General features: G+C 68.1%; 22 protein-coding genes. 11 read left to right on the top strand and 11 right to left on the bottom strand.

The features are described 5' to 3' along the window. Positions 1-4 precede the first annotated feature (4 nt). From EV645_RS17985 to EV645_RS17960, 6 genes are all read left to right on the top strand, one after another. Positions 5-1,204, top strand: a complete 1,200-nt coding sequence (locus EV645_RS17985; RefSeq protein WP_242000488.1) for an ROK family transcriptional regulator — start codon at positions 5-7, stop codon at positions 1,202-1,204. Continuing rightward, a complete protein-coding gene (locus EV645_RS17980) occupies positions 1,201-2,070 on the top strand; it encodes a carbohydrate ABC transporter permease (protein WP_130445037.1) in 870 nt (289 codons plus the stop codon). The genes EV645_RS17985 and EV645_RS17980 overlap by 4 nt, the downstream gene beginning before the upstream one ends. After that, the gene (locus tag EV645_RS17975) at positions 2,063-2,866 is read left to right on the top strand and encodes a carbohydrate ABC transporter permease (protein WP_130445036.1); all 804 of its coding nucleotides are present in this window, start codon (positions 2,063-2,065) and stop codon (positions 2,864-2,866) included. The genes EV645_RS17980 and EV645_RS17975 overlap by 8 nt, the downstream gene beginning before the upstream one ends. Positions 2,867-2,883: 17 nt before the next feature. Next, entirely contained in the window at positions 2,884-4,134 is a 1,251-nt protein-coding gene (locus tag EV645_RS17970; RefSeq protein WP_130445035.1) for an ABC transporter substrate-binding protein, read from the top strand. A 71-nt stretch (positions 4,135-4,205) separates the two neighbouring features. After that, entirely contained in the window at positions 4,206-5,285 is a 1,080-nt protein-coding gene (locus tag EV645_RS17965; protein ID WP_242000487.1) for a glycoside hydrolase family 15 protein, read from the top strand. Further along, a complete protein-coding gene (locus tag EV645_RS17960; protein WP_130445033.1) occupies positions 5,286-7,445 on the top strand; it encodes a glycoside hydrolase family 31 protein in 2,160 nt (719 codons plus the stop codon). Here EV645_RS17960 and EV645_RS17955 read toward each other — a convergent pair. After that, a complete protein-coding gene (locus EV645_RS17955) occupies positions 7,414-7,701 on the bottom strand; it encodes a DUF1905 domain-containing protein (RefSeq protein WP_130445032.1) in 288 nt (95 codons plus the stop codon). The genes EV645_RS17960 and EV645_RS17955 overlap by 32 nt on opposite strands. Positions 7,702-7,786: 85 nt before the next feature. Here EV645_RS17955 and EV645_RS17950 point away from each other — a divergent pair, with 85 nt between their 5' ends. Continuing rightward, positions 7,787-8,296, top strand: coding sequence for a GNAT family N-acetyltransferase (locus tag EV645_RS17950; protein WP_130445456.1), 510 nt, complete (start codon positions 7,787-7,789; stop codon positions 8,294-8,296). Here EV645_RS17950 and EV645_RS17945 read toward each other — a convergent pair. From EV645_RS17945 to EV645_RS17900, 10 genes are all read right to left on the bottom strand, one after another. Continuing rightward, complete coding sequence (locus EV645_RS17945; RefSeq protein WP_130445031.1) at positions 8,247-9,230, bottom strand: cation diffusion facilitator family transporter; 984 nt, start codon at positions 9,228-9,230, stop codon at positions 8,247-8,249. The genes EV645_RS17950 and EV645_RS17945 overlap by 50 nt on opposite strands. Next, positions 9,227-9,631, bottom strand: coding sequence for an ArsR/SmtB family transcription factor (locus EV645_RS17940; RefSeq protein ID WP_130445030.1), 405 nt, complete (start codon positions 9,629-9,631; stop codon positions 9,227-9,229). The genes EV645_RS17945 and EV645_RS17940 overlap by 4 nt, the downstream gene beginning before the upstream one ends. A gap of 45 nt (positions 9,632-9,676) precedes the next feature. Beyond that, a complete protein-coding gene (locus tag EV645_RS17935) occupies positions 9,677-12,817 on the bottom strand; it encodes a sugar-binding protein (protein ID WP_130445029.1) in 3,141 nt (1,046 codons plus the stop codon). Between the two features lie 131 nt (positions 12,818-12,948). After that, positions 12,949-14,007 (bottom strand): Nickel transporter NicT, encoded by a 1,059-nt coding sequence (nicT, locus tag EV645_RS17930; RefSeq protein WP_198681667.1) that lies wholly within the window; start codon positions 14,005-14,007, stop codon positions 12,949-12,951. A 58-nt stretch (positions 14,008-14,065) separates the two neighbouring features. Continuing rightward, complete coding sequence (locus EV645_RS17925) at positions 14,066-14,698, bottom strand: response regulator (RefSeq protein WP_130445028.1); 633 nt, start codon at positions 14,696-14,698, stop codon at positions 14,066-14,068. Beyond that, the gene (locus tag EV645_RS17920; protein ID WP_242000486.1) at positions 14,695-15,849 is read right to left on the bottom strand and encodes a sensor histidine kinase; all 1,155 of its coding nucleotides are present in this window, start codon (positions 15,847-15,849) and stop codon (positions 14,695-14,697) included. The genes EV645_RS17925 and EV645_RS17920 overlap by 4 nt, the downstream gene beginning before the upstream one ends. 18 nt (positions 15,850-15,867) lie before the next feature. After that, a complete protein-coding gene (locus tag EV645_RS17915; RefSeq protein WP_130445027.1) occupies positions 15,868-16,341 on the bottom strand; it encodes a hypothetical protein in 474 nt (157 codons plus the stop codon). Between the two features lie 136 nt (positions 16,342-16,477). Then, positions 16,478-18,076 carry an ABC-F family ATP-binding cassette domain-containing protein gene (locus tag EV645_RS17910; RefSeq protein WP_130445026.1) on the bottom strand — a complete coding sequence of 533 codons (1,599 nt, stop codon included), beginning with the start codon at positions 18,074-18,076 and terminating at the stop codon, positions 16,478-16,480. 115 nt (positions 18,077-18,191) lie between these two features. After that, complete coding sequence (locus EV645_RS17905) at positions 18,192-19,568, bottom strand: HAMP domain-containing sensor histidine kinase (protein WP_130445025.1); 1,377 nt, start codon at positions 19,566-19,568, stop codon at positions 18,192-18,194. 35 nt (positions 19,569-19,603) lie between these two features. After that, positions 19,604-20,287, bottom strand: a complete 684-nt coding sequence (locus EV645_RS17900) for a response regulator transcription factor (protein ID WP_130445024.1) — start codon at positions 20,285-20,287, stop codon at positions 19,604-19,606. Between the two features lie 167 nt (positions 20,288-20,454). On the opposite strand from EV645_RS17900, the gene EV645_RS17895 reads away from it, so the two are divergent. The 4 genes from EV645_RS17895 (at position 20,455) to EV645_RS17880 (ending at position 25,293) form a co-directional block, all read left to right on the top strand. Further along, entirely contained in the window at positions 20,455-22,248 is a 1,794-nt protein-coding gene (locus EV645_RS17895; RefSeq protein ID WP_130445023.1) for an ABC transporter substrate-binding protein, read from the top strand. Positions 22,249-22,254: 6 nt separating this feature from the next. Continuing rightward, entirely contained in the window at positions 22,255-23,235 is a 981-nt protein-coding gene (locus EV645_RS17890) for an ABC transporter ATP-binding protein (protein ID WP_130445022.1), read from the top strand. Next, positions 23,232-24,248, top strand: a complete 1,017-nt coding sequence (locus EV645_RS17885; RefSeq protein WP_130445021.1) for an ABC transporter ATP-binding protein — start codon at positions 23,232-23,234, stop codon at positions 24,246-24,248. Before EV645_RS17890 ends, EV645_RS17885 begins: the two co-directional genes overlap by 4 nt. 118 nt (positions 24,249-24,366) lie before the next feature. Further along, positions 24,367-25,293: an ABC transporter permease gene (locus tag EV645_RS17880; protein ID WP_130445020.1), complete on the top strand. Its 927-nt coding sequence runs from the start codon at positions 24,367-24,369 to the stop codon at positions 25,291-25,293. Positions 25,294-25,296: the final 3 nt, after the last annotated feature.

The following is a 25,296-nucleotide window of genomic DNA, read 5'->3' as shown; positions in this document are numbered from 1 at the left end:
TTCGGTGAGCGGTCAGAGCCCTCGCGGTGGTGAGCTGGTGCCGTCCGGCATCGTGGTACTGCTCGGCACCCGTGGTCCCACGTCCCGGACCGCCATCGCCCGCAGCCTGGACCTGAGTCCGGCGACCGTCACGCAGGTGACGAAGGATCTGATCGCGCGCGGGATCGTCGAGGAGCTCGAGTCCGTCCCGTCGAACGGCGGCCGGCCGAGGCGCCTTCTCGGTCTGGCCGGCCGGGCCGGCGTCGCACTCGGCGCGAAGGTCACCGCGGACCACGTCGCGGTGGTGACCGTCGAGCTCGACGGCACCGTTCGCTCGAGCCGGTCGCACGACTACGATCCGGCGGCCACCGATGCGCTCGACCGGCTCGGCCGGATCCTGACCTCGGAGGTCGCGGGGCTCGACGACGAGCTGCTCGGCGTCGGCGTCGGCGTCCCCGGGTCCGTCGATTCGCAGGCGTCCGGGATCGTCGACGCGCCGACCCTGGGCTGGCGGGCCGCGCAGGTCGGGCCGATCCTGCGGCAAGCCGTCGGTACGCCGGTGCTCGTCGACAACGACGTGAACACGCTCGCCGCGGCCGAACGCCTGTACGGGATCGGCCGCGAGCACTCGTCGTACCTGGTGGTCACGATCGGGCGCGGGATCGGGTGCGGGATCGTCGTCGACGGTGCGATCTACCGCGGCGCCAACGGCGGGGCCGGCGAGATCGGCCATATCCCGGTCTGGGCCGACGCGGACCAACCGGTCTGCACCTGCGGCTCGACCGGTTGCCTCGAGGCCTACATCGGCGCCGACGGACTCGCCCGCACGGCGCGCGACCGCGGCGTGATCGGTCCGCGCGGCACCCTCGCCGGACTGTTGCGCGCAGCAACAACTGGGGATGGGACGGCCCGGGCGGTGTACGCCGAGGCCGGCGAGCTGCTCGGTCGCGCGCTGGCCGGCGTGATCCACACGGTCGACCCGGAGGTCGTCGTACTGCTTGGTGAAGGGGTGGACGGATGGGAGTTCTGGCAGAGCGGGTTCGAGCCGTCCTTCCGGCGGTCGTTGCTGCCGGCCCGCAAAAACGTGCAGGTACTGGTCGAGCCGTGGACGGAGGACCAGTGGGCCCGCGGAGCGGCGTCGCTGGTGCTGGCGTCACCGTTCGACGCCGCCGGGAACGGGGGCGAGCAGAGCCGTCTGGTCCGCGCCCGGCTGGGAGCCTCGTGAGGGCGAAGAAACTGGGCTGGGTGCTGTTCTTCCTGCTGCCGAGCGCGATCCCGCTGGTCGCGTTCACGCTGGTGCCGATGGTGTCCAGCCTGTGGGTCAGCCTGCACAAATGGAACCTGATCTCACCGATGCAGTGGGTCGGCCTCGACAACTACACCAACCTGCTGACCGACCCGACGACGCGCCAGGTCTTCCTGCACACGCTCGTCTACGTCGTCGGCTACCTCCCTCTGGTGTACGCCGGCGGGCTCGCGCTGGCGCTGGTGCTGAACCAGCGGTTGAAGGGTCGCGCCTTCCTGCGGGCGACGTACTTCCTGCCGGTCGTGACCAGCTGGGTAGTCGTCGCGCTGGTCTGGAAATGGCTGCTGAACCCCGCGAACGGACTGGTCAACCAGATCCTCGGATTCTTCGGAGTGCCGGGACCCGGCTGGTGGACGGACCCGCACTGGGCGCTGCCGGCGGTGATCCTGTCCTCAGCCTGGAAGGATCTCGGGTTCGTCATGGTGATCCTGCTCGCCGGGCTGCAGTCCATACCGTCCGACGTGTACGAGGCCGCGCTCGTGGACGGTGCGAACGCATGGCAACGGTTCTGGCGGATCACTCTGCCGCTGCTGTCGCCGTCGACGTTCTTCGTCGTGGTCATCTCACTGATCAACGGTTTCCAGGTCTTCGACCAGGTGTACGTGATGACCGGCGGCGGACCGTCGGGCAGCAGCCAGGTGGTCGTCGGGCACATCTACGACCTGACGTTCCGGTACGGACGCGCGGGTGAAGCCTCCGCCTTGTCCTGGATCCTGTTCGCGGTGATCCTGCTGATCACCGTGCTCCAGGTCCGCGGCCAGCGGAAGTGGGTGCACTATGCGTAGGTTCTGTCTGTACGCCGCGGTCGTGGCCGGCGCGGCCGTGATGCTCTTCCCGTTCCTGTGGACCGTGATCACCTCGATCACCCCGGACGGTTCCCTGGCCGACGGGCCGAAACTGATCGTGCACAACCCGACCGTGGACGCGTACCGGACGCTGCTCGACGCGATGCCGATCTGGCGGATCCTGGTGAATTCGCTGCTGATCGCGATCGCCTCGACGGGGTTCCAGCTGATCACCGGATCGATGGCGGCGTACGGGTTCGCCCGCCTGCACTTCCCGTTGAAGAACGTGATCTTCGGCTGCTACCTGGCAACGTTGATGGTCCCGCTGCAGGTGCTCGTCGTACCGCTGTTCATCGAGATGAAAACGCTGAATCTGCAGGACACGTACTTCGCCCTGCTCGCGCCGACGATCGCCTCCGCGTTCGGTGTGTTCCTGCTCCGGCAGGCGGTCAGCGCCGTACCCGCCGAACTGGACGAGGCGGCGACCATCGACGGCGCCGGGCATCTGCGCATCTTCACCACGATCGTGCTGCCGCTGATCCGGCCGGCTCTCGCGACGGTCGCGGTCTTCGCCTTCATGGGCAGCTGGAACAGCTTCCTCTGGCCGCTGGTGGTAATCCGGTCACCGGAGTTCATGACGCTGCCGCTCGGCCTGTCCACGCTGCAAGGCCAGTTCACCACCCAATGGAACGTCGTCATGGCAGGTTCGGTCGTCTCGATCGTGCCGATCGCCGTCATCTACCTGCTCGCGCAGCGCCACATCATCGCCGGTGTGGCACACACCGGCATCAAGTAAGAGGGGACACATTCATCATGCGCCTAGTGAAATTCGCGGCCGTCGGGCTGACCGCCGCGCTCGCGTTGACCGCCTGCGGGCAGGGATCCGCGACCAAGCAGGCCGCCGCGCCGGAGGGCAAGTCGGTCGTGCGGTACATGAACTTCTCGTCGAACGACGGTCATGAGAAGGACCTGACCGCGATCGTCAACGCCTTCCAGGCGGCCAACCCGAACATCACGGTGCAGGTCGAGACCGTGCCGTACGCCGACTATTTCACCAAGCTGCAGACGGCGGTCGCCGGCGGCACCGCGGCCGACGCGTTCGAGCTCAACTACGAGAACTTCGTGACGTACGCGAAGAACGGCTCGCTGGCAGAGCTGAAGAGCGTCGACGCGTCGGTCTACAAGAAGTCGCTGTACGACGCCTTCAACTCCGACGGCAAGCAGTACGGCGTACCGGAGTCGTTCTCGAATGTCGTGCTGTTCTACAACAAGGCCCTGTTCAAGCAGGCCGGGGTGGCCGAGCCGACGGCCGACTGGAGCTGGAAGGACGAGCAGGCCGCGGCCGCCAAGCTGACGAACAAGGCGACCAAGGTGTGGGGCGACTACCAGCCGGTGTCGTACAACGAGTTCTACAAGGTGCTCGCGCAGAACGGCGGCGCGTTCCTGAACTCCGATCGCACCGAGGCGACGTTCAACTCTCCGCAGGGTGTCGAGGCGGCGAAGTTCCTGGTGGACAAGGTCGGCAAGACGATGCCGACCGAGGCCGACGGCGCCGGTACGCCGGACTTCGACACGAAGCTGTTCACGTCCGGGAAGCTCGCGATGTGGCACACCGGGATCTGGATGTTCTCCGCGCTGGCCGGCGCGAAGTTCGACTGGGATGTGGTGGTCGAGCCGGGGAACACCCAGAAGGCGTCGGCGATGTTCGCGAACGGCCTGGTGGTGAACGCGGCATCGAAGAACGCGGACGCCGCACAGAAGTGGATCACCTATCTGTCGTCGTCCGACGAGACCACGAAGACGCGGCTCGCGTCGTCGTGGGAGCTGCCGCCGATCGCTGACGAGAGCAAGCTGAAGAGCTACCTCGACCAGCCCAAGCCGGCCAACCGGGAGGCGGTCTTCACGGCGCTCGAGCAGCCGATCCTGCCTCCGGTCATCGAACGTCAGCAGGAGATGCAGGACACCGTGACGCAGGAACTGACCGCGGCCGCAGCAGGCCGGAAGACGGTCGAGAAGGCACTGGCGGACGCCCAGTCCAAGGTGAACGGCCTGCTCAAGAAGTGAAAGAAAGAACAAGGACAAAAGACCCCGCCCCCTCGCTTCGCTCGGGGGCGGGGAACCGCGGAGGAGTAGATGTGAACCGACTGCGTGAGCTGGCCGAGGTCAGCCACGCAATCATCACCGGTAATCAGGATGCGGGTGGGGCGTATCCGGCTGCGCCCACCTTCTCCGCCTACCGCGGGTATGCCTGGTTGCGGGACGGTTCGTTTACCGCGGAGGGGATCTCGCGGTACGGCGACGTCGGGTCGGCGGGGCGCTTCCACGACTGGGTGGACCGCGTACTGCGGAGCCGACGTCGCCAGGTGGATGTGCTGTGTGCGGCGCACGCACGGGGAGAGCGTCCGGACGATGCCGCGATGTTGCCGACCCGGTTCACGTTCGACGGCGCCGACGGGTCGGATCCGTGGTGGGACTTCCAGACCGACGGCTACGGAATCTGGCTGTGGTCGGTGGTCAACCATGCGGTGCGGCACGGGCTGGAGCTCGACCGGTGGCGGGGCGGGATCGATGTCGCGGTCGATTACCTGGTCGCGTTCTGGGACCGCCCTTGTTACGACTGGTGGGAGGAGCACGTCGAGCAGCGGCACGTCTCCACCCTCGGTGCGATCTACGGCGGATTGGTTGCCATTGCGCCGTACACGGACATCGCCGTACTGGATGTTGCCGAGCGCATCCGTTCGCTAGTGCTTGCTGAAGGCATCTATGACGGTCGGCTGACCAAATGGCTCGGGACGTCGGCGGTCGACGGTTCCTTGCCAGCTTGTGTCGTCCCGTTCGGGTTGGTCAACGGCGAGGTCGGCGCGGCAACACTGACCGCTGTGGCTGACGACCTCGACGTGGACGGCGGGGTGCACCGTTTCGCGGCCGATGTGTTCTACGGCGGCGGCCAGTGGATTCTGCTGTCCGCACTGCTCGGCTGGAATCTGGCTGCCGCCGGCGACACCGCCGGCGCGTGGCGACACCTCCGCTGGATCGCCGAGCAGGCCACGCCGGACGGCGAGCTCCCCGAGCAGGTCCCCCATCACCTGCTCCACCCCGGCTCCAGGGACGAGTGGATCGTCCGCTGGGGCACTGTCGCCACTCCCCTGCTCTGGTCCCATGGCATGTACTTGATCCTCGCCGACGAGCTCGGCGTGCTCCCCGAGAAGGTCTGAATGCTCATCCATCGCCCGTACGGCATCGAACATCCCTACGCCAACTCGCCCGACCAGCGGGTGCCGGTGCTCCCGCTCGTCGGGGAACAGGTCCGCCTGGGTGTGGTCGCTCCACCTGACGTCACCGCGGTCGTGTGCGAGTGGGGTTCGCTCACGCTGGACATGTCGCGAGCCGAGACAGCGACGGCCGACGCCGCGGCGCTGGCCGGTGGCGAAGGCCATCTCAGCGAGGCGCAGGCGAAGTCGCTCGGCGCGGATGACGGTTGGTCGGTGGTGACTCCGCCGGTGACCGAGCCGGTGCGCTACCGGTTCCGGACCGAGGCTGGGACGACTGACTGGTTCGAGGTCTCACCGGCGCGATGGACGCAGGAAGGTGGCGAGCTGCGCGGCGGCGAGGATCGCGTCATCGATGTCGAGTGGCTGGTGTCCGCGGAGGGGGTGCATCGAGCGCGGTTCAAGCTGCCGTTGCAGACCGGCGATCACCTGGTCGGCTTCGGCGAGCGGTACGACGAACTTGATCAGCGCGGGAAGCAGCTCGACGCGATGGTGTTCGAGCAGTACAAGGCCCAGGGCGTGCACGGGCGGACGTACCTGCCGATGCCGTTCGCACATGTCGTGAACGGTGGCTGGGGATTCCATGTGCGGACCTCCCGCCGGACCTGGTTCAGCTCCGACGGCGACGGGCTGACTGTAGAGGTTGCCCTGGGCGACGAACCGGTGGTTGACCTCGGCATCTACCAGGGATCGCCGACCGAGGTGCTGACCGCGTTCCTGGACGAGGTGGGCCGGGCGGAGGAGCTGCCGGACTGGATCTTCCGGTTGTGGGCCTCCGGCAACGAGTGGAACACCCAGGACCTGGTGATGGCCCGGATGGACACGCACCGGGAGCTGGAGATCCCGGTGGGCACAGTGGTGATCGAGGCCTGGAGCGACGAGGAGGGCATCACGATCTGGCGCGACGCGCAGTACGCCGTCACGTCGGACGGCACCGCTCATAAGGCCGCGGACTTCAGCTACCCGAAGGACGGCGCCTGGCCGAATCCCGGGGCGATGATCGACGAGTTGCACCGGCGGGGCATCAAGGTCGTGCTCTGGCAGATCCCGCTGCAGAAGAGCGAGTTCGACACCGGGCAGGTCGCCGCCGACGCCGCGGCGATGGTGCAAGCCGGTCACGCTGTGCTGGAGGCGGACGGTACGCCGTACCACAACCGCGGATGGTGGTTCCCGAAGGCGCTGATGCCCGACCTGTCCGTGCAACGCACCCGGGACTGGTGGACCGAGAAGCGCCGCTATCTGGTCGAGGACATCGACGTCGACGGGTTCAAGACCGACGGCGGCGAGCACGCCTGGGGTCACGACCTGAGCTACGCCGACGGTCGCCGTGGCGACGAGGGGAACAACGTGTTCCCGGTGCACTACGCCCGTGCCTTCGGCGACCTGCTGCGGTCGGCGGGCAAGGCGCCGGTGACGTTCTCGCGGGCCGGTTTCACTGGCTCGCAGGCGCACGGCATCTTCTGGGCCGGCGACGAGGACTCGACCTGGGAAGCGTTCCGGTCGTCGATCACAGCCGGTCTGACCGCGGCGTCGTGCGGCATCGTCTACTGGGGTTGGGACCTGGCAGGCTTCTCCGGCCCGGTGCCGGACGCGGAGCTCTACCTCCGCGCCACAGCCGCGTCGACCTTCCTGCCGATCATGCAGTACCACTCGGAGTTCAACCACCACCAGCGTCCACTCCGCGATCGGACGCCGTGGCATGTCGCCGAGACCACCGGCGACGATCGTGTCGTCCCGATCTTCCGCGCGTACGCCGTACTCCGCGAACAGCTCGTCCCCTATCTGGCCGAGCAGGCTGCACGGACCATCGCCACCGACCGTCCGCTGCTCCGGCCGCTCTTCTTCGACCACGCGGACGACCCGGAGATCTGGAACCACCCGTACCAGTACCTGCTGGGTGACGATCTGCTGGTCAACCCGGTCCTGGAGCCGGGTGTCACCACCTGGACGACGTACCTGCCCGAGGGCAGCTGGTACGACGCCTGGACCGGCGAGCCTGTGGCCTGCGGACTCGTCACCCGCGACGTGCCGCTCGAGGTCGTGCCGGTCTACACGCGAACACCTGGAGTGAACCTCAGCCGAGGCGTTCTTCCAGGTAGACCGTGATCTCGTCGCCCGGCTCCTTGCCGAGCAGGGTGCGCAGATCGCCCTTGACGGGCAGTTTGTGGGTGCCGTCGCCGAGCGCCATGAACGAGCTCTCGAACGGGTGGCCGTCCATGGTCCCGCGGACCTTGACCAGGCCGCGGGTGCCGAAGTACTCGGCCGAACCCGGCATCTGCACGTACGTCCAGCCGCCCTTGGCGTCGCTCTTCAGCAGCGGCGCGGTGAAGGTCTTGTCCAGCTTTCCGGTCTTCTGGCTCATGGTGAGCTCCTCTCTACACCTCTAGGTAGAGACTGCAGACGGGCTTTCGACATCCACCGGCCAACCTATTCTGGGGAATGTGCAGATGACGATCCGCCGGGCCGGGCGGGACGACGTACCGGCGGTGCTGGCGCTCCTCGACGGGGCGACCGAGTGGTTGGTCGCGCGCGGGCGCACCGACCAGTGGGGTACGAGGCAGCATTCGACCAGCCCGCGACGGGTAGCGCAGATCACAGGGTTCGCCGACGACGGCGGGCTGTGGGTGGGCGAGACGGACGGCCGCGTAGTCGGTGCCGTTGCGGTCGGTACGGCGCACGCGCACATCCCGCCGGTCGACGAGCCCGAACTGTACGTGCGGCTCCTGGTGTCCGACCGCGCGTCCGCAGGCCAGAACATCGGTGGAATCCTGCTCGACCATGCCCGGAAGCTGGCCCGCCAGGCCGGTGTGGGCCTGCTCCGGGTCGACTGTTTCGCCGGCGGCGACGGTGCCCTGGTCCGGTACTACGAGCGGCAGGGCTTCACCCGCACCGAGCCGTTCACGGAGGTCAGTGGGTCGGAGGAATGGCGGGGCCAGGTGCTTGCCCAGCGGTTGTGATCGACCGATGTACGACGCCGTGCGCGTCGCTGCAGTGCGCCTCACCGGTCGCCGCGGTCGCGTGATCGACCTGGAGCGTGGAGTGCGTCAGGTGGTGGCGCTCGGCCAGCACCTGCTCGATCTGGATCCGGATCTGGTGACAGTCGAGGCCCTCGGCAACCAAGATGTGCGCGGACGCGGCCGGCTCGCCGGAGGTGATCTCCCAGACGTGCAGGTCGTGGACCTCGACGACGCCCTCGATCGCGCACAGCTCGGCGCCGAGCGCCTGCGGGTCGATCGCGCTCGGCGCGGCCTCGAGGAAGATCCGGCCGGAGTCGCGGACCAGTCCGATGCCTGCCTTCAGCATCAGTACGGCGACCACGAGCGCGGCGATCGCGTCCGCCCGGGCGAACCCGGTCAGCAGTACGACGAGACCGGCGATCGCGGTGGCGATGAACGCGAACAGGTCGTTGAGGATGTGCTGGAACGCGCCCTCGACGTTCAGGCTGGACCGATTCGCCTTGCTGATCAGCCAAGTCGCGAGCAGGTTCACCGCGATCCCGACCAGGCCGGTGATCAGCACCAGCGCGCCCTTGACCTCGGGCGGATGGATCATCCGATTGACGGCCTCGTAGACGAAGTACGCCGCGAGCAGCAGCAGCGTGATGCCGTTGGCCTGCGCGGAGAGGATCTCGACCCGCTTGAAGCCGTACGTGAATCCGCCGGCCGGCGGCTTCGCGGCCAGCCGGATCGCGAGCAGTGCGAGGGCGATGGCGATCGCGTCGGTCAGCATGTGGGCCGCGTCGGTGACCAGGGCCAGCGAACCGGCCGCGAATCCGACGATCACCTCGGCGATCATGAAGCCGAGGATCAGCGCGAGCGCTCCGCCGAGCAGTTTCTTGTCCGCGGCAGCGCCCGCGGAGTGACCGTGTCCGTGCCCGTGGCCGGCGCTCACGACTCGGACCTCTCCGGGTGGATGGCGTCCGTGTGCTCGGTGTGCGCGACGGCCAGGTCGACGAGCATCCGGACGTGCGCGTCGTCGAGGCGGTAGAACGCGTTCCGGCCGTCACGCCGCACCGAGACGACTCGGTGCGCGCGGAGCAGGCGGAGGGCATGCGAGGTCGCGGACTCGCTGAGCCCGGTGATCGCGGCGAGATCGCAGACGCACAGCTCCCCGTCGAGCAGGGCGACCAGCAGCTTCAGCCGCCGCGGGTCGCCGAGCAGCCCGAAGACGTCAGCGGTATCGACGATGTCGTCCTCGCCCGGCATCCTGGCGTTGACGCTGGCCACGCGCTCAGGATTGACCAGGCGAACCCGACAGTCGTCGATACCCTGCACATCTGCAGACTTGTTCATACGTCGAGATTAGGCGATCTCCGCCAACCGACGCAACACCTCTCTCTAGCTGGTGAACGTTGCGGGCAGGAACAGAGTCGTGGTCTTGCCGGTGACGATGCCGCTCGCCCACTGCAGCGCGCCGACCCGCCCGGTGCCGTCGTTCTCGTTCAGTGCCAGCGAGATCGCGACCGGCCCGGCCGGTTGACTCGCGAAGCCGAGCGACGTCCACGGGACCTTCACCTGGTACGACGTGACGCCGTCGGCGCGCGTGATCGCAGCGGTTGCGCCGGGCGTGGTCCCGGTCGGGCTGCCGTCCGACGTACCGAACGTGTAGACGGCAGGACCGGTCGGCAGCAGCGCGGTGCCGAGCTCCGTCGCGGTCGCGTTCTCGCCGGGGAGGCCGTTGCTGATCGCGAACTGCAGGCTGTCGCCCCGCCACAGGTTCGGGGCGGTTTCGGTCTGCGAGAAGACGTCGTCCGTGACGGCGGCGTTGATGGTCAGACCAGTTGCGTCGTACTGGAAGTTGGCCGAACCGGAGAGGTCCGCGGCGCCGCCCCAGGGTCGCGTGAAGGCGATCCAGCTGGCGTCGGTGGCGAGGTTGATCGAGCTTGCCGGAGTCGTTGCCGAACCCACGATCGGGTCGAACGCCGTGGTGCCCTTCGCCGAGACTTTGTTGCCGTCGGACGTGGTCAGGTCGACCGTGTACGCGTACGCCTTCCACGGCGCGAGGCCGGTGACCGGGATGCTGATCGTTGCCTTCTGCCCCGGTGCGATCGACTGCCCCGCGGCGGCCGTACCGTGCTGGCCGGCGATGGTCCAGCTCAGGTCCTGGATCGTCGCCGACGAACTGGCTCTCGTATTGGTCAGCTCGACGCCGAGACCGGTCGGCGCGGCCGCTGTGAGCTGCGGGACGACCCGGATCTTCGTCGCCGGTTCGACGCTGGTCCAGGCGACCAGGCGAGAGGTCGTCTTACCGAGCCGGGAGACGGTCGCGACGACGTGCCGCAGACCGAGCGTGTCGCTCGCCGGGACCGGGATCGTGACGGTGGCCTTCTTCCCGGGCAGGACCAGCGCATGCTTGGTCTGACCAGCGACCGTCACGGTTGCCGGGCCGGCGTTGTGGACCGAGCCCTTGATCGTCACCGTGACCGCCGTCGGCTCCTGGGAGTTCGACGGGTCGGCAGCGGCAACCGATGCCTGCGGCGTGGCGGTGACGGCTACACCCGTGGCCGCGCCCTTTACGAACACCGGATCCTGATCGACGGTCATCGTGACCACGCCCGCGGTCGGCGTCAGCGTCGTCTTGTGGCCGTACATGTCGGTGACCTGGAGCGGGACCGTGGTGTTGAGCTGCACCGAGGACGTTCCGGTTCCGGTCGACCACAGCACGCGGGTGGTCGACGTACCGGAGCCGAAGCGGTACGAGTAGAGCGGCGCCGCCAACGTGTCGCGGCCGCTGTAGGCGAGGCCGGTCAGGGCGCGGATCGTGGTCGCCTTCGCGACCAGGCCCGGCTTCGGCGCCATGCCGGCGATCGGTCCGGCCGGAGCCTGCAGGAGGCCGAACGTGCTCTCTTTGTCGTCGAGGTTCGTGCCGTCGTTGAGCGCGTCGTACCAGTAGAACTGGCCGACGTTGTTCGCGATCATGATCGTGTCGTTGCGGATCGACTTGCGGGCCTGGTCGAGCATCGAACCGCCGAAGCTCGCCGCGGTGGGGTAGCCCTCCTCGCTGATCCAGATCGGTTTACCGGCGCCCCCATGCGCGTCGGCCTGGGTACGCAGGCTCTGGATCTGGGTGTCCAGATCACCTTCCGGGCCGCCGAACGTGTAGATGTGCGCGTCGATCGTGTCCACGTAGGCCAGGCCGCCGAGCGACAGGATCTGGTCGCGGAAGGAGGTGTCGCCCTTGTTCGGCCCGATGTCCGCAAGGACGTTCGCGTTCGGGTTGTCGGCATGGGTCTGCTCGTACGCCGCCTTCATCAGCTGGACGAAGCAGGCGCCGGTGATACCGCAGGCGCTGTCGTTGAAGCCGGGCTGGTAGTACTCGTTGTAGGTCCCGATGTCGTTGGTCGTGCCTGCGAAATGCTTCAGCCACCAGCTCTGATAGCGGCCGTACGCTGCGAGGCCTTCCGGAGTGCTCGGCGTGTGACCGCCGTCGTAGAGCGGGTTGCGGTAGCCGGTACCCAGCAGCGGGGTCAGACCGTTCGCCTTGGCGTCGGCGATCACCGCGTCCTCCTGCGGATCGACCGCGTAGTTGCCCGGTGAGCCGGACTCGATCCGCGGCCACTCGAGGCTTTCCCGGATGTGCGAGAAGCCGGTGAGAGCGAGGGTGCGGATCAGGGAGCTGCTGAGGTTGTAGTAGTGGTTCATGTGGGTGTTGACACCCCACTTGCCCTGCGGTGATTGGGTTCCGGCCGGAAGCGGTGGGATGACGGCAAGCGTCGTACCGACGACCGTGTCGCCCGCGGTGAGGCGGAGGTTGTAGAAACCCGGCCCGAGGTTGGCCACATTGACCGAGCCGTTGGTCGTGTTGCCCGAAGCAACAGGCAGGTACTGGTCGTCGGTGATGCTCCAGGCAACCGACGACGCGGTCGACGTGAGCGCGACGCTACCGGTTCCCTGCTGGAACACAAGGCTCTGGTTGGTGACCGTGATACCGGTCGTGTCCGCGAAGGAGACGCTCACCGAACTGATGCAGACCGAGCTGATGACACCACCAGGTGCATTCGCCATCAGCCGGATGTCGGCGCCGTTCGCGCGGTTCTGGAAGTTGACGTTGGACATCCGGAACTGCGTACTCGCCCACGCACCGCTGCCTGGGAACGTGAACCACGGCAGCGGTGTGAATGCGGCACTGACGCTGTCGTACTGCGCTGTCAGCTGCTGGCCCGGGGTGTCGAAGTAGTTGACCGTGAGCACCGCGTCGGTGGCGCCGGCCGGGATCCGGGCCGCGTCGATGTTCAGGTAGATGTACTGGTCCTTGGGGTCGTTGCTCGTCTGCCAGCAGGGCACACCGAGCCTGGTCGACGCGGCGTGCTCCGGAGTCTTGTCCGCGTCGCCGGGCCAGGCGGCGATACCGTCGGCGGCGACCGGGTTGCTGAAGACGATCCCTGGATCACCCGCGGCCTGCGCAGGTACGGCGAGCTGGGTGGCGGCGAGCAGCCCGACCGCCAGCCCTGCCACGAGCTTCCGAATCGAACCGTGCATTGGCGGCCTCATTCCGAATCTACACGAGTAGGCGAAAGCGCTTTCGCAGATCACACACCGAACCTCGGCCGGCTGTCAACGGTTCGATGCCCCGACAGTCAGGCGCGAGTCAGCCGCGAGTCAGCCGAGAGTCAGCGGGCGGCCGACCACTTCTCTTCGATCCGGGCGTACTTCCAGATCGCCTGGGCGGTGATCCAGGTGAGGACGAACAGGCCGACGATCGCGTAGCCGACGTAGTTCAGGTCGACGCCGGCGATCGCCGCGAGCGGGCCGTGGTCGATGTGCAGTTTGTCGGTGAGGATCGAGATCAGCTCGATGCTGCCGATCACCAGCGCGACCGCGACCGACAGGCCGGTGATCGTGATGTTGTAGTAGACCTTGCGGACCGGTTTCGCGAAGGCCCAGCCGTAGGCGAAGTTCATCAGGCAGCCGTCGATGGTGTCGAGCAGGCTCATCCCGGCCGCGAACAGGATCGGCAGCGTGAGGACGGCGTACCACGGCAGGCTGAACGCGGCCGCGCCGCCGGCCAGCACCAGCAGACTGACCTCGGTCGCGGTGTCGAAGCCGAGGCCGAACAGGAAACCGATCGGGTACATCTGCCACGGACGGGTGACCGCCTTGGTGACGCCGGCCAGGATCCGGTTCATCAGGCCGCGCTTGTCGAGATGCTGCTCGAGCGACGCCTCGTCGTACTCGCCGGTGCGCATCCGGCGGAACACCTTGACGACGGCGACCAGGACGGCGAGGTTGAGCGCGGCGATCAGGTACAGGAAGACGCCCGAGACCGCCGTACCGATGACGCCGGTGATCTGCTGCAGCCGGGACGAGTCGTCAGCGACCTGTCCGGCGAGCGTACGGACACCGATCCCGAGCAGGAAGCACAGCAGGAACACCACGGTCGAGTGCCCGAGCGAGAACCAGAACCCGACCGACAACGGCCGCCGCCCGTCCGCCATCAGCTTCCGGGTCGTGTTGTCGATCGCGGCGATATGGTCCGCGTCGAACGCGTGCCGCATCCCCAGCGTGTACGCCGTCACGCCGAGCCCGACCCCGAACACCCCGGCCGATCCGAGCAGGTAATGCCGCGGCGCCACGATCAGCGCCAGCACTCCCCAACCAGCCAGATGCAACAGCAGCACGAACGCCGCCATCCCACCGACCGCACCCCACTCGCGCCGACTGACATCCATCCGCCTCACGATCCGCCAGTAAACGCCGCTCCCCGGCTAGATGCAACCTAGTCGCATATCAGGCGAGACCGAGGCGATAGGCGTAGGCGACGGCCTGGGCTCGGTCGCGGAGGTTGGCTTTGGCGAAGAGGTGGTTGATGTGGGTCTTGACGGTGGCTTCGCTGACGACGAGCTGCCTGGCGATCTCGGTGTTGGACAGGCCCTCGGCGATCAGGCGGAGGACCTCGATTTCGCGCGGAGTGAGACCGGTGTCGGTGGGCTCGGGTGGTCTGGTGCTGGCGCCTGCGATCAGGCGGCGCTGGACCTCGGCGTCGACGATCGACTGGCCGTTGGCGGCGGCCTCGAGCGCGCGGCCGATCGACTCGGCGTCGGCGTCCTTGGTGAGGAACCCGCGGGCCCCGGCCCGGAGCGCGGACAGCACCGAGTCGTCGTCGCTGTACGTCGTGAGTACGACGACCTCGGTCCGTGGATGATCCGCGCGCACCTGACGAGTCGCCTCGACGCCGTCCATCGTCGGCATCCGGAGATCGACGAGCAACACGTCCGGGTCGTGCTCGGCAACAAGCTGGACCGCCTCCTGGCCGTCCGACGCCGCCGCGACCACATCGATGCCGGGCAGCAGTTTGAGCAGCGTGACCAGCCCGTCCCGCACCACGGTCTGGTCGTCAGCGACCACCACTCGCACAGTCATGCCTTCACCTTGAGCTCGACTCGCCAGCCGGTGGATGTCGGCCTGGCCTCCACTGATCCGCCGACCAGGTCGGCCCGTTCGCGCATCCCGACCAGACCATAGCCGCCGGGGGCCGCGCGATCCGGTCGCTTGCCCGGCCTGTCTTCAATGAGCAGGCCGACCCTGTCGCCGTACGAGAGCTTCACCCGCACCGGCGCACCCGGCGCGTGCTTGCGGGTGTTCGCCAGCGCCTCCTGCACAGTCCGGTACAGCGTGCTCATCACGTCAGCCGGCAGCTCCCGCGGCGTACCTTCCACGTCGAACTCCGCCGACGCCCCACTCTCCAGCCGGTACGCCGTGACGAGATCGCCGAGCGCCCGTACGTCGGGAACCGCATCCTCCCGCAGCGCCGCGACCGCCCGCCGCGCTTCGGCCAACCCCTCGGCCGCCAGCCCCTGCGCCCGCGTCACCTGCTCGACAGCCTCCGCCGACGCGCCGTCCCGCACGAGCATCAACCGCGCACCCTGCAGACTCAGCGACAACCCGGCCAACGAATGAGCGAGTACGTCGTGCACGTCGCGCGCGATCCGCGCCCGCTCGGCCAGCGCCGCGGCCCGCTCATGCTCCTCGATCGCGGCCTGCTTACGAGCCAGCGACACCTCGAGGTCCTCCAGCTGCTGCTCCCGGTTCCGCCGGTTGACCGCGGCCAGAGTCAGCGCGACCACGCCGAAGGCGGCCCCGATCGCACCCGGCGCCGACCGCGTGGTGATGTACAGCGGCACGCTTCCACCGATGATGGCGATCGACACGACGATCCACTCGAGCAGCCCGGCGCGGTAGTAGCGGACCGCTATCCGGCTGACCCAGAACGGGACGAAGAGCATCACGCTCTGCGGGAGTGCGTACCACAGCAGCGACCCGGCGATCGCGAACGCCAGCAGGGCGTAGGCAGTCCGGCCGGGCGGTTCGCCGTACCTCAGCCGGAACAGCGAGATGTTGCTAGCGACAACGATCACGCCGAGGGCAACGATCACGCCGTACGGCAGGCGCTGCTGGTCGTTGTCCCGGGCGGCGAAGGCGACCGTGACGATCGTCAGGACGGCGGGGACCGCCCGCAGCAGCAGACCAGGCACGGAGGAAGTCCGCACCTGGTCGGCAAGCCTGGAGCTCATGCCCTCATCATGCCCGGGTCAGACCCGTTCGGCGGCGAAGGGGATGTTCATCGCCAGCGAGCGGCGGTAGATCATCGCGCTCTGGGCGGCGAGGGTGACGCCGATGGTCAGCGCCAGGGTCGACGTACCGAAGTTGTTGTGCGGCCAGAGCGCGGCGGAGGCGAACGACGTACCGACGCGGAGCGCGATCGTCACCAGCCAGAGGACGAGGGTCGCGGCGGTGCCCTTCTGGTACAGGCCTTGGCCGGTCGACGAGAGCCGGACGCTGGCACCGCGGGCGACACCGAAGCCGGCCAGCACAACACAGTCGAGGGCGAGGAACGCGAGCTGGCCGGACGTCGCGCTGTGGACGGCCGACGAGAGCGAGAGCAGGCCGACGCCCAGCAGGATGACGGGCATCAGGAACAGCGACTTCTGGGTGACGAGCGAACCGGTCACCTGCCGGCCGATCACGCGCACCAGCACCAGCAGACCCACCAAGATACCGATCACGGCCGACATTGTTCTGGGTTCCTTCCGAGGAGGTTTCGTTGTCGATGACAACACTCCTCGGAACCGGCCGCCCGAACGTCAGCCCGGAGGTGAGACCCGGGTGGAACCCGAGCCTCAACCCCAGGGTTGACGCGGCCTAAGCCAGCGACACCAGTTCCAGGTAGTCGTCGGACCACAGATCCTCGGTCGCGTCCGGCAGGATCAGCACTCGATCCGGACGGAGCGCCTCGATCGCGCCCTCGTCGTGCGTGACCATCACGATCGCGCCCGGGTAACTGCCGACCGCGCCCAGTACCTCGTCCCGCGACACCGGGTCGAGGTTGTTGGTCGGCTCGTCCAGCAGCAGCACGTTCGCGCTGGAGTGGACCAGCCCGGCGAGTGCGAGCCGCGTCTTCTCGCCGCCGGACAGTACGCCGGCCGGCTTGTCGACGTCGTCGCCGCTGAACAGGAACGAGCCCAGCACGTTCCGGACCTCGCCGTCGGTCAGCCCGGGCGCAACCGCCGCCAGGTTCTGCCGGACGGTACCGGCCAGGTCGAGCGTGTCGTGCTCCTGGGCGAAGTACCCGAGCCGCAGGCCGTGACCGGGTACGACGCGACCGGCGTCCGGCTGTTCGCGGCCCGCGAGGAGCCGGAGCAGGGTGGTCTTGCCGGCGCCGTTCAGACCGAGGATGACGACCCGGCTGCCCCGGTCGACGGACAGGTCGACACCGTTCAGGACCTGCAGTCCGCCGTACGCCTTCTTCAGGCCGACGGCCGACAACGGGGTCTTGCCCGACGGCGCCGGTGCAGGCAGGCGGATCTTGGCGACGCGCGCGGACCGGCGTACCGGCTCCAGGTCGGAGAGCAGCTTGTCCGCGCGACGGGCCATGTTCTTGGCCGCCATGGCGGTGCTCGCACCGGCCTGCATCTTCGCCGCCTGGGCGTGCAGGACCGCGGCCTTGCGCTCGGCGACCGCACGCTCGCGCTGCCGGCGCCGCTCGTCGACCTCCAGCTGTTCCCGGTACTTCTTCCAGCCGGTGTTGTGGATGTCGATCGTGAGCCGCTGCGGGTCCAGGTGGAAGACCCGGTTGACCGTTGCCTTGAGCAACTCGGTGTCGTGGCTGATCACGATCAGGCCGCCGGCGTACGACTGCAGGAACTGCCGCAGCCAGAGCACCGAATCCGCGTCGAGGTGGTTGGTCGGCTCGTCGAGCAGCAGCATGTCGTGCTGCGCGAACAGGATCCGGGCCAGCTCGACCCGGCGGCGCTGACCACCGGACAGGTGACCGACCGGCTGTTCGAGCGCACGGTTGGGCAGGCCGACACCGGCCGCGAGCCTCGCCGCCTCCGCTTCGGCCGCGTAGCCGCCGCCGGCCTGGAAGGCGGCTTCGGCGCGGGCGTACGCCGCCATCGCCTTCTCCTGCGCCTCGCCGGTCGCGGTGCTCATCGCGGTCTCGGCCGCCCGGAGATCGCGTACGGCGGTGTCGAGGCCGCGGGCGGACAGGATCCGATCGGTGACGGTGATCGCGGGATCGGCCGCCCGCGGGTCCTGCGGCAGGTAGCCGACGGAGCCGGTCACGGCGATGCTGCCCGCCGCCGGGCGACGTTCGCCGGCCAGCGTGGTGAGCAGGGTGGTCTTGCCGGCGCCGTTGCGGCCGACGAGCCCGACGCGGTCACCCGCGCCGACTGTGAACGAAAGATCGGCCAGCAGCAGCTGAGCGCCGACACGAATATCAACACCGCGAGCGGTGATCATGATGGTTACTCTCCGTGAATACTAGTAGACGCACTTCACCTGTCAGATGGAGTGCGCCAGCTAGACACAGAGGCAAGTAGCCATGCCCCCAGAGTAGCCGGGGGCCGAAGAACCGTCAGCTGCTTTTCGCGGGGAGCTCGACGATGAAGCGGGCGCCGCCGCCGGGGCGGGTGGTTACCTGGATGGTGCCGTGGTGCCATTGGACGTGGCGGGCGACGATGGCCAGACCCAGGCCTACGCCCCGGCCCCGACCCGAGGTTTCACCGCGGCCGAAGCGTTCGAAGATGCGGGTGCGGTCCTCGGCGGCGATGCCCGGACCGGCGTCGTCGACGGTGATGATGACGCCCAGACCACCGGCCTCGACACCGACGCCCTTGCAGCCGCCGGCGTGGTCCTCGGCGTTCTCGACCAGGTTCGCGATCACCCGCTCGAGCCGGCGTTTGTCAGCCTGCAGCGTGAGCCCCTCGGCTTCGGGCTCGACCGTGGTCACCTCGCGCCCGGCGGTCGCGTCGGCCGCCGCGCGGACCAGGTCGGCGATCCGGACGATCTCCCGGCTCCCCCGGTCACCGCCGTCGTCGCGGGAGATCTCCAGCAGGTCGATCACCAGCCGGCGGAAGCGATCGAGGTCGTCGCCGAGCAGTTCGACCGGCTCCCGTACGGCGGCCGGCAGCTCGGCGCGGTGGTTCTGGATCAGCTGCATCGAGTTGAGCATCGTCATCAACGGCGTCCGCAGCTCATGGCTCACATCACCCGCGAACCGTGCGTCCGCAGCCACCCGGCGCTCCAGCGCCGCCGCCGTCTGGTTGAACGAACGCGCCAGCCCACCGAGATCCCGGTCCTCCTCGGCCAGCAGGCGCGCGTCCAGCTTCCCCCGCGCGACCGCGTCCGCGACCCGGGTCAGCTCGGCCAGCGGCCGCAGCGCCAGCGTGCTCGCCAGCCGTCCGACGGCGAGCCCGACCAGCGCGGTCGCGATCGCCGCAGCGATCAGTGTGAGCTTCAGCCTCAGCAGCGTGTTGTCGAGAGCCGTCAGCGGATGCCACTCGAAGAACGCCTCGTTCGGCCGCCCCACGGGTACGCCGACCGCGAGCACCGGCTGCCCGCTGACCTCGACCCGGCGACTCACGACGTTCCCGTCGAGCGCCGTCTGGATCAGGTCCGGCGGCAGGTCCGACGGCTTGCCGGTCAACGCGTACCAGTGTTTCTCGAAGTACAGCATCGACGCTGCGGCGTCGGTGGACGGCAGGCTGTTCAGCAGGTCCATCGGGTGCACCCCGTCCGCCGCCTGCGGGCTGTCACACTCGCCCCGCACCCGCGCCGGATTACACGGCACGGGTACGCCGAAAAGCCCGTACCGCAGCGCAGCCGCGTTGTCCGACGTGATCGTCACAGCGGAGGAATCCCGCTGGTTGTTGAGGTAGTCGGAGACCACGCCCCAGGTCACGACCGCCAGGACGGTCGACAGCACGAGCGCGAGCAGCCCGTACGCCAGCATGACGCGATTCCGCAGGCTGAACCGTCCGAGCAAGGTCAGCTCACCAGTCGGTAGCCCAGGCCGCGGGCGGTGACGAGATGCTTCGGGCTGGCCGGGTCGCGCTCGATCTTCAGCCGCAGCCGGCGGATATGGACGTCGACGATCCGGCTGTCACCGAAGTACCCGTAGCCCCAGACCTTCGACAGCAGCTGCTCGCGGCTGAGCACCTTGCCCTCGGCGCCGGCCAGCTCGGCGAGCAGCTTGAACTCGGTCCGCGTCAACGGCAGCGCCTCGCCGTCCCGCGTCACCTCGGCACCCGGTATGTCGATGCGGAGGTCACCGACCTCGACCAGCTCGGCCTGCCGCGCGTTGGACGGCTCGACCCGGCGGAGCAACGCCCGGATCCGGGCCGACAGCTCCTTCGCGACCAGCGGTTTGGTCACGTAGTCGTCCGCGCCGGCCTCCAGCCCGGCGACCACGTCGTGGCTGTCGGTCCGAGCGGTCACCATGATCACCGGTACGTCGCTGGACCGCCGGATCTCCCGGCAGACGGTGAATCCGTCCCGGTCGGGCAGCATCAGGTCCAGCAGCACCACGTCCGGCGGCTCGCGGCGCAGCGCGGCGAGGGCGTCGTACCCGTTGGCCGCCTCCGCCACCTCGTAGCCCTCGTCCTCCAGGGCAAGCCGCAGTACCCGCCGGATCCGCGGCTCGTCGTCGACCAGCAGCAAGCTGTGTGCCACGGACCCAGTGTCGCTCACGGACGGGCGCAATGAGGGTTACGGGTGTCATGAATCCGTCATGTTGGGGCGGGCGGCGATTGACATCTGTTTGACGGTTGCGTGACTGCGCGTTCCGGCTGGGCCCGGCAGTCCTAACTTCGGCGCTATCGAGTCCCGGAGGAGGACCAATGGCCAGAAGACGGCTGGCGGCAGTATCCCTTGCCGCCGCCGCGAGCATCGTGCTCGCGGCCTGTAGCAACGGCGGCGGAACACCGTCCGGATCCGGAGGATCCGCCGGCACCCCGGTCAGCGGCGGCACCCTGAACATGCTCGGGGCGGGCGACGTCGACTACATGGACCCCAACATCAGCTACTACTCGATCGGCTACCTGAACCTGCGGATGTGGAGCAGGCAGCTGTTCACGTACCCGGCCGATCAGGGGTCCGACAACACCAAGCCGGTGGCCGACCTCGCCACGGACATCCCGACCACGGGGAACGGCGGCATCAGCGCCGACGGCAAGACCTACACGATCAAGATCCGGCCCGGCGCGAAGTGGAACACCAGCCCGGCCCGGGCGGTCACCGCGGAGGACATGGTCCGCGGCGTGAAGCGGACCGCGAACCCGGTCCAGCCGTTCGGCGGAATCCCGGACTTCGCCAACCTGCTCGTCGGCTACAAGGCGTTCGCCGACGGGTTCGCGAAGGCGCCGAAGACGGTCGCCGGGATCCAGGAGTACATCGACAAGACGCCGCTGCCGGGCGTGGTCGCCAAGGACGCGAGCACGATCGAGTTCCACCTCACCCAGCCGGCCACGTACTTCGTCGACATGCTGACGCTGCCGGCCTTCTCGCCGGCCCCGGTCGAGTCGCTCAAGTATCTGCCCGCCAGCACTGAGCTCGGTAACAACTTCCCGTCCGACGGCCCGTACAAGGTCGACAAGTGGGTTCCGACCAAGTCGATCTCGTACTCGCGCAACACCGCGTGGGACCCGGCCTCCGACCCGGTGCGCAAGGCGTACGTCGACAAGATCGTCGTGAACGAGACGGTCAGCCAGGACTCGATCCAGCAGCAACTGCAGACCGGTACGCCGACCGCCGACCTCGAGTTCGACGTCGGCCCGCCACCGTCGCAGCTACCGGCGCTGATCGCGAAGAAGGATCCGAACCTGAACCTGGGCATGACGGCGTCGAGCAACCCGTACGTCATCTACAACACCGTCTCGCCGAACAACAACAAGGCGCTGGCGAACGTGAAGGTGCGGCAGGCGATCAACTACGCGCTCAACCGCGACCACATCCTCCAGGTCATCGGCGGACCGACGATCAACCCGCCGCTGACCCACGTGCTGCCCGACAGCATCCTCGGCTCGAAGCAGATCGATCCGTACCCGAACAACGTGGACAAGGCCAAGCAGCTGCTGCAGGAGGCGGGCGCCCAGCATCTGACGCTGAAGTTCCTGTACCGCAACGCGTCCGAGGGCAGCAGCAAGGCCTTCCAGACGATCCAGCAGGACCTGTCCAAGGTCGGGATCACGGTCGTCGGCGTACCGTCACCGAACGCGGACTTCTACGTGAAGTACCTGCAGGTGCCGACCGTCGCCCAGCGGGGCGTATGGGATCTCTCGCTGGCCGGCTGGGGTGCTGACTGGTACGGCAACGGGGCGCTGTCGTTCTTCAACCCGCTGTTCTCCGGCGAGCCGTCGTTCCCGCCGGTCGGAAGCAACTTCGGCCTGTACAACAGCCCGGCGACCAACGACCTGATCAAGCAGGCGATCGCCGCGCCGACGCAGGACCAGGCGGTGGATCTGTGGGCCAAGGCCGACGCGCAGGTGATGGCCGACGCGCCGTTCTTCCCGCTGACCAACCCGAAGAACCCGAACTACCACGCATCCCAGGTGCACAACGCGATCTACGTGCCGGCGATGCAGATGTTCGATCCGACCAACGTCTGGCTCGACAAAGACAAGCAGGGCGGATAACACCTCATGGCTCTGCTTGAAGTAAGGGACCTCCGGGTCTCCTTCGACACCCCGGACGGCACCGTCCGCGCCGTCCGGGGCCTGTCGTACGACGTCGAAGCCGGCCAGACACTCGCCGTGGTGGGCGAGTCGGGCTCCGGTAAGAGCGTCTCCACCCAGACCATCACCGGCCTCACCCGCGGCGCCACAGTGTCCGGTACGGCGTTCTTCGACGGCACCGACCTGATCACCGCGGACCAGTCGACGTTGCGCCGGCTGCGGGGCGCCCAGATCGGCATGATCTTCCAGGATCCGTTGTCGAGCCTGCATCCGCAGTACCGGATCGGCTGGCAGATCGTGGAGATGATCCGGGCGCACGACCGCGAGATCAGCAAGCAGGACGCCCGGAAACGGGCCGCCGACCTGCTGACCCTGGTCGGCATCCCCCGGGCCGCGGAGCGGATCGACGACTATCCGCACCAGTTCTCCGGCGGGATGCGGCAGCGGGTGATGATCGCGATGGCGATGGCGCTCGACCCGGCCCTGCTGATCGCGGACGAGCCGACCACCGCGCTCGACGTGACCGTGCAGGCCCAGGTGCTGAACGTCATGCGCCGGCTCCAGGAGCAGTTCGGTACGGCGATCATCCTGATCACGCACGACCTCGGCGTGGTGGCCGAGATGGCCGACGAGGTCGTCGTGATGTACGCCGGCGCGGTGATGGAACGGGCGCCGCGCCGCGACATCTTCTACCGCAACCACCACCCGTACACCCAGGGCCTGCTGGCGTCGTTGCCGGCCCGCAGCGGTGAACGGCTGACCCCGATCCCGGGGACACCGCCGAGCCTGATCAGTCTGCCCAAGGGCTGCCCGTTCGCGGCCCGCTGCCCGCACGTGTTCGACAAGTGCCGCACCGAGGCGCCGCCGCTCGTCGACGTCGCCCGCGATCCCCGGCACCAGTCGGCCTGCTGGCTACCGCATGAGAACAGCGAGGCGATCGCTTCATGACTACGGATGTGTTGCTGAAGGTGGAGAACGTCCGCAAGGAGTTCCCCACGCACTCCAAAGAAGTGGTGCAGGCAGTCGCCGGCGTTTCGCTCGAGGTGCACAAGGGCGAGACGCTCGGCCTGGTCGGCGAGACCGGCTGCGGCAAGTCCACGCTGGCGCGCTGCATGGCCCATCTGTACGACGTCACCTCGGGCTCGGTGACGTTCGAGGGCCAGGACATCACCAAGCTCTCCCGCAAGGCGATGCGTCCGTTGCGGCGCGACGTCCAGGTCATCTTCCAGGACCCGTACGGCTCGCTGAACCCGCGCCGCCGGGTCGGATCCATCATCGGCGACCCGTTCGCGATCCACAACATTGCCTCGGGCAATGAGCGGAAGAAGAAGGTCCAGGAGCTGATGGAGCTGGTCGGGCTCAACCCCGAGCACTACAACAGGTTCCCGGCCGAGTTCAGTGGTGGCCAACGGCAACGGATCGGGGTGGCGCGGGCACTCGCGCTGCGGCCGAAGCTGGTGATCTGCGATGAGCCGGTCTCGGCGTTGGACGTGTCGATCCAGGCGCAGATCATCAACCTGCTCGCGGACCTGCAGAAGGAGTTCGACCTGACCTACGTGTTCATCTCGCACGACCTGTCGGTGGTCCGGCACGTGAGCAACCGGATCGCGGTGATGTACCTGGGCAAGATCGTCGAGCTGGCTCCGACCGACGAACTGTTCAGCCAGACCAGGCATCCGTACACGCGCGCGCTGCTGTCGGCGTTGCCGGTGGCGGACCCGGACACGGCGGACAGTCGCGAGCAGATCATCCTCGGGGGCGACATCCCCTCCGCGACGAACCCGCCGGAGGGGTGCAGGTTCCACACGCGGTGCCCGAAGGCGAGGCTCGACTGCGCGGCCGAGGAGCCGCCGCTCGAGGCCGTCCTCGACGACTCCTGGCAGCATCGCACCGCCTGCTTCTACCCGTTGACGGTGGGCGAGGACCTGTCCACCGCCGTACCTGATCTGAAGGCATCATGACAGTGCTTTTGGCCGGGCCTTCGGCGCCGGCGTGGTCATGGGGCTGTGACTCCCGGTCTTCCCTCGTCGCTCCGGTCGCTTCGCTCCCCCCGCTCCTCAGTCCAGACCGGGAGGCCCCATGACCGCCGCAATAGAAATGGTTGATGTCCTGGACGAGCCGAAGGCGATCGAGGGCCGGAGTCCGTTCGTCCTTGCCGTGCACAGGTTGCGCAAGGACAAGGTGGCGATGATCTCGCTCGCCGTGATCCTGCTGATCGTGCTGATGGCGATCTTCGCGCCGGTGTTCACGGCGATCACCGGGCATCCGCCGAACGAGCAGTACCGCGACATCGGGCTGACACCGGACGGCCTGCCGCGCGGGCCGAACGGGACCTTCTGGCTCGGCACCGACGATCTCGGCCGGGACATCCTGGTCCGGATCGCGTACGGCGCTCGCGTCTCGCTGCTCGTCGGCGTGATCGCGACCGCGATCACCGTCGTCATCGGAGTCGTGCTGGGGCTGGCTGCGGGGTTCCTCGGGGGGATCACCGACACCGTCCTGGCCCGGCTGATCGACGTCGTACTGTCGGTTCCGTTCCTGCTGGTGGCGATCGCGCTGGTGTCGGTGACGGGTCCCAGTCTGACCGTCACGGTGCTGGTGATCGGCTGCTTCAGTTGGGCATCCGTGGCCAGGATCGTCCGCGGCCAGGTGCTGTCGTTACGCGAGCGCGAGTTCGTCGAAGCGGCGCGCTCGCTGGGGGCGGGCGACGGCCGGATCATGTTCGTCGACGTACTGCCGAACGTGATGGCGCCGGTGATCGTCTACACCACGCTGCTGATCCCGGTCGTGATCGTCACCCAGGCGACGTTGTCGTTCCTCGGGCTCGGTCTGCCGCCGCCAACGGCGGACTGGGGCGGGATGATCAGCTCGTCGCAGAACTACTACACGACCGCGTGGTGGTTCATCCTGTTCCCCGGTCTGGCGCTGCTGATCACGACGCTCGCCTTCAACCTGTTCGGTGACGGCGTCCGGGACGCCTTCGACCCCCGCGCAGATCGGACCTGAACC

The organism is Kribbella rubisoli (assembly GCF_004217145.1).
GTDB classification, from domain to species: domain Bacteria; phylum Actinomycetota; class Actinomycetes; order Propionibacteriales; family Kribbellaceae; genus Kribbella; species Kribbella rubisoli.
This window is presented reverse-complemented; position numbering and strand designations above follow the sequence as displayed.